This window comes from Pseudomonas sp. PS02302, assembly GCF_029959585.1.
GTDB lineage: Bacteria > Pseudomonadota > Gammaproteobacteria > Pseudomonadales > Pseudomonadaceae > Chryseomonas > Chryseomonas aestiva.
Map to the genome: position 1 here is coordinate 1 of NZ_JASCON010000147.1, position 3,882 is coordinate 3,882.

A 3,882-nucleotide genomic window follows, 5' to 3' on the forward strand; every position below is an offset into this window, starting at 1 on the left:
CGCCGGTGGCGCTGTCTTCGATCACCAGGCAGCGCTCCGGCGCGACGCCCAGGGTCCTGGCCGCGAGCAGATAGACATCGGGTGCCGGCTTGGGCTGGGCGACCATGTCGGCGCTGAAGATGTGACCCGCTACCCGCGCCACCAGATCGGCCCGGCGGACCGAGGATTCGACGCTGTGCCTGAGGCTGTTGGAGGCGACCGCCAGCGGCAGGTCGATACTCTCCAGGGCCCGCTTGACCCCGGGAATGGGCTCGACACTGGTGGCGATCAGCGTTTCCGCCTGGGCACGCAGGTCGGTGAACAGCGCCGGTGGCAGGGTGATGCCGAAGCGCTGTTCGACCAGGGCAAAGATATCCCGGGTGGTCAGGCCGAAGGTGCCGTGCAGCAGGGCCTGGAGTTCGGCGCGTGGTGCATGGGCGGCCAGGCCGTCGAGGACGACCCGTTCGGCGAGGATTTCACTGTCGACCAGCACGCCATCGCAATCGCTGATCAGCAGTTCCACAGGGGTGACGTTCATCGGTATTCCTTGCAGGGGGAGTTCAGGGCGGAGCAAAGGGCCCAAGGCCCTTCGACAGCGGCGGCAGATAGCGGCGAAGCAGTCTGGCTGCGGTTTTGCGGGGCTGTCCGGGTGGTCGAAAACCGGCTCGACAGTACCTTGCGCGGCGTGACAAAACAGCCCTTGTCAAAAAGGATTTCGCCCTCCGGAGGGTAATCGCTTTCCAGAAAAATATGGCGTAGAGTTCGAGAACTGTGTTTGCTTGGGTCGCCGTCGATCGTGACCTGAGGCGGTAGGCTCTTCGTCCACCCCTTGCTGCTCGATTCTTGTTACTCCTTGCAACTCAGTACCGGGCGCCTGGTCAATGCAACGCATTACCGCGCCAGCCAGTGTCAATAACAAACTCGTGATTCCAAGGAGCAACACCCGTCATGTCGAATCGTCAGAACGGTACCGTCAAGTGGTTCAACGAAACCAAAGGCTATGGCTTCATCACTCCCGAGAGCGGTCCGGACGTGTTCGTGCACTTCCGCGCCATCGAAGGCACTGGTTTCAAGACCCTGGCTGAAGGCCAGAAGGTCAGCTTCGAAGTCGTGCAAGGCCAGAAGGGCATGCAGGCAGAGCGCGTACAGGTCGTCTGACACCTGACGTCGCCCGAAGCTCACGAAAAACCCCGGCTAGGCCGGGGTTTTTCGTTTCTGCCGGTTTGATCGGCGTGGCCGGCCGCCTCACTCCACGTTCTGCGCGCTCTTTTCCGGTTCCGCCGCCAGCGGCTTGACCCGCCGGCCAGTCTCGCGCGAGGCCTGCAGGAAGATCGCCGCGGCCAGCATCGACAGGGCGCCGACGCTGAGAAAGGTCGCCCGGAAGGCGGACAGCACCTCGGTGTCGCCATAGTCGTCCTGGAAACCGCCCAGCAGGGCGGCGGCGCAGGCGACGCCAAAGCTCATGGCCAGTTGCATCACCACTGACAGCAGGCTGTTGCCGCTGGCCGCCTGCTGGTCGTGTAGGTCGATGAGGGTGATGGTGTTCATGGCGGTGAACTGCATGGAATTCACCGCGCCGAGGATACCCAGGTGGATGATTAGCCAGATGAAGGGCGTGCCAGGGCCGATCAGGGCGAGACTGGCGATCAGGCACCCCAGCAGCAGGGTGTTGCCCACCAGCAGGCGCCGATAGCCGAGTCGCCCGATCAGCGGGCCGGCGATGGGCTTGGCCAGCATCGCCGACAGCGCCAGGGGCATCATCAGCAGACCGGCCTGGGTCGGCGAATAGCCGAGGCCCACCTGGAACAGCAGCGGGATGAGAAAGGGCAGGGCGCCACTGCCGAGGCGGGCGAAGAGATTGCCGAAGATGCCCACCGCGAAGCTGCGGATGCGAAACAGCTCGGCGGAGAACAGCGGCTGGTCGTGGTGCAGGGCACGCAGCCAGTAGGCGACCATGCAGGCCATGCCGCCCATCAGCAGCAGCACCACCCGCACATGGGGCAGGTGCAGTTCGCCGAGGCCTTCCAGGGCGACGCTGATGAGGATCATGGCGGTGCCGAAGAGCAGGAAGCCCAGGCCGTCGAAGCGTTGCGGAAGGGGACTGCGCAGATCCGGCAGCAGGCGGCGGGTGGCCAGGCAGCCAAGGATGCCCACCGGCAGGTTGATCAGAAAGATCCAGTGCCAGGACACGGCTTCCACCAGCCAGCCACCCAGCGCCGGACCCGCCAGGGGACCGATCAGGCCGGGAATGGTGATGAAGCTGAGGATGCGCACCAGCTCGCTGCGCGGATAGACGCGCAGGATCACCAGGCGCCCCACCGGCAGCATCAGCGAACCTCCGAGTCCCTGGATGACCCGGGCGGCGATCAGCAGGTTGAGGCTGGGCGCCAGGGCGCAGAGCAGCGAGCCGAAGGTGAAGAGGGCGATGGCGGTGAAGAAGACACGGCGACTGCCGAAGCGGTCGGAGATCCAGCCCGAGGCCGGAATCAGCAGCGCGACGGTGAGCAGGTAGGCGATCACCACCCCCTGCATGCGCAGCGGATTCTCGCCGAGGTCGGCGGCCATGCGCGGCAGGGCGGTGTTGACGATGGTCGCGTCCAGCGACTGCATGAAGAAGGCGACGGCGATCAGCCAGGGAAGCCAGCGGGTCGTGGTGGTATCCAGGGTCGGGGAGGGCATGGGAGATCCTTGTCGAGACAGCCGACTACCCGCTCTCTGACTGTCTGCACGCGGCAGGGTGCCCCGCTCGATCAGCGCGAGCGGGAATCTAGCAGCGCTTCGATCCGCTGGTCCTTCTCTGCCCAGAGCATGCTGACCCACTGCTGGAAGCCTGCGCGAAATTCCGCATCTTCGCTGTAGTCACCCGCCCAGCGCGCCGGATCCAGAGGTCGCGCGCGAATATCGATGATAACGCGTTTGACACGTCCGCAGAGCAGGTCCCAGAAGCCGGGCACGCGACCGTCCGGATAGACCAGGGTGACATCCAGCAGGGTGTCCAGCTGCTCGCCCATGGCGGCGAGGACGAAGGCCATGCCACCGGCCTTGGGCTTGAGCAGGTGGCGATAGGGCGAGTGCTGTTGCGCATGCTTGGCGGCGGTGAAGCGCGTGCCTTCCAGGTAATTGACGATGGTCACTGGCTGACGGCGGAATTTCTCGCAGGCGCGGCGGGTGATGGCCAGGTCCGCGCCCTTGAGTTCCGGGCGGCGGGCCAGCTGGGCACGGGTGTATCTCTTCATGAAGGGGTAATCCAGGCCCCACCAGGCGAGCCCCAGGAAGGGCACCCAGATGAGCTCCTTCTTCAGGAAGAACTTGAAGTAGGGCACCTTGCCGTTGAAGGTCTCGATGAGCGCGGGGATGTCGACCCAGGACTGGTGGTTGCAGATGACCAGGTAGGAGCTGTCACGGTTGAGCGTCTCGGTGCCGTGGATGTCCCAGGCGGTAGGGGTGAGCCGGGCGAAGATGACCTTGTTGATCTCGGCCCAGGTCTCGGCGATGGCGGTGATTACCCGGGAGCAGACATCGCGCAGCGCGACGATGGGCAGCAGCTTGATCAGGGCGAAGGCCAGCAGCGGACCGATCATGACCAGGGTGTTCAGCAGGAGCAGCGCAGAGACGGTGATACCGGTCAGGAGGTGCATGGATTCTCTCGTCTAGAACTTGGGGCGATAGTCTTTAGCGTGACATAGCATTTTGCGATCATCTGCTCTGGATGGCTGCTGCCGATCAGCTGCGAAGTGAACGCCATGCTCAAGAAGGTTACCAGTGCCGAGGTCTGCCTCGGCATGTACATCCACAGATTCGAAGGCAGTTGGATCGACCATCCGTTCTGGAAGGCGCGCGTCCAGCTTCAGGAAGCGCGCGGCCAGCAGAAGATCCACGACAGCGCCGGGCCCGCGGGGTGGG

Annotated in this window: 5 protein-coding genes; 2 read left to right on the plus strand and 3 right to left on the minus strand. The window is 64.4% G+C overall.

From position 1 onward, the window contains the following. The coding region (locus QMX82_RS25395; protein WP_282288730.1) for an HAD-IA family hydrolase at positions 1–517 on the minus strand (517 nt) is incomplete at its 3' end. Positions 518–927: 410 nt separating this feature from the next. On the opposite strand from QMX82_RS25395, the gene QMX82_RS25400 reads away from it, so the two are divergent. Continuing rightward, positions 928–1,137, plus strand: coding sequence for a cold-shock protein (locus tag QMX82_RS25400; RefSeq protein ID WP_133860530.1), 210 nt, complete (start codon positions 928–930; stop codon positions 1,135–1,137). A gap of 87 nt (positions 1,138–1,224) precedes the next feature. Here QMX82_RS25400 and mdtD read toward each other — a convergent pair whose 3' ends face one another. Both mdtD and QMX82_RS25410 read right to left on the minus strand, forming a co-directional pair. After that, entirely contained in the window at positions 1,225–2,658 is a 1,434-nt protein-coding gene (mdtD, locus tag QMX82_RS25405) for a multidrug transporter subunit MdtD (RefSeq protein WP_282288734.1), read from the minus strand. A 71-nt stretch (positions 2,659–2,729) separates the two neighbouring features. Continuing rightward, positions 2,730–3,617, minus strand: a complete 888-nt coding sequence (locus tag QMX82_RS25410) for an acyltransferase (RefSeq protein WP_282288737.1) — start codon at positions 3,615–3,617, stop codon at positions 2,730–2,732. A gap of 105 nt (positions 3,618–3,722) precedes the next feature. On the opposite strand from QMX82_RS25410, the gene QMX82_RS25415 reads away from it, so the two are divergent. After that, positions 3,723–3,882, plus strand: a 160-nt coding sequence (locus tag QMX82_RS25415; protein WP_282288738.1) for a DUF3391 domain-containing protein, incomplete at its 3' end; no start/stop codon positions are given.

Bases quoted from the DNA above. Each gene is read 5' to 3' on its own strand.
- QMX82_RS25410 (WP_282288737.1), bottom strand. From the start codon at position 3,617: ATGCACCTCCTGACCGGTATCACCGTCTCTGCGCTGCTCCTGCTGAAC.
- mdtD (WP_282288734.1), bottom strand. From the start codon at position 2,658: ATGCCCTCCCCGACCCTGGATACCACCACGACCCGCTGGCTTCCCTGG.
- QMX82_RS25400 (WP_133860530.1), top strand. From the start codon at position 928: ATGTCGAATCGTCAGAACGGTACCGTCAAGTGGTTCAACGAAACCAAA.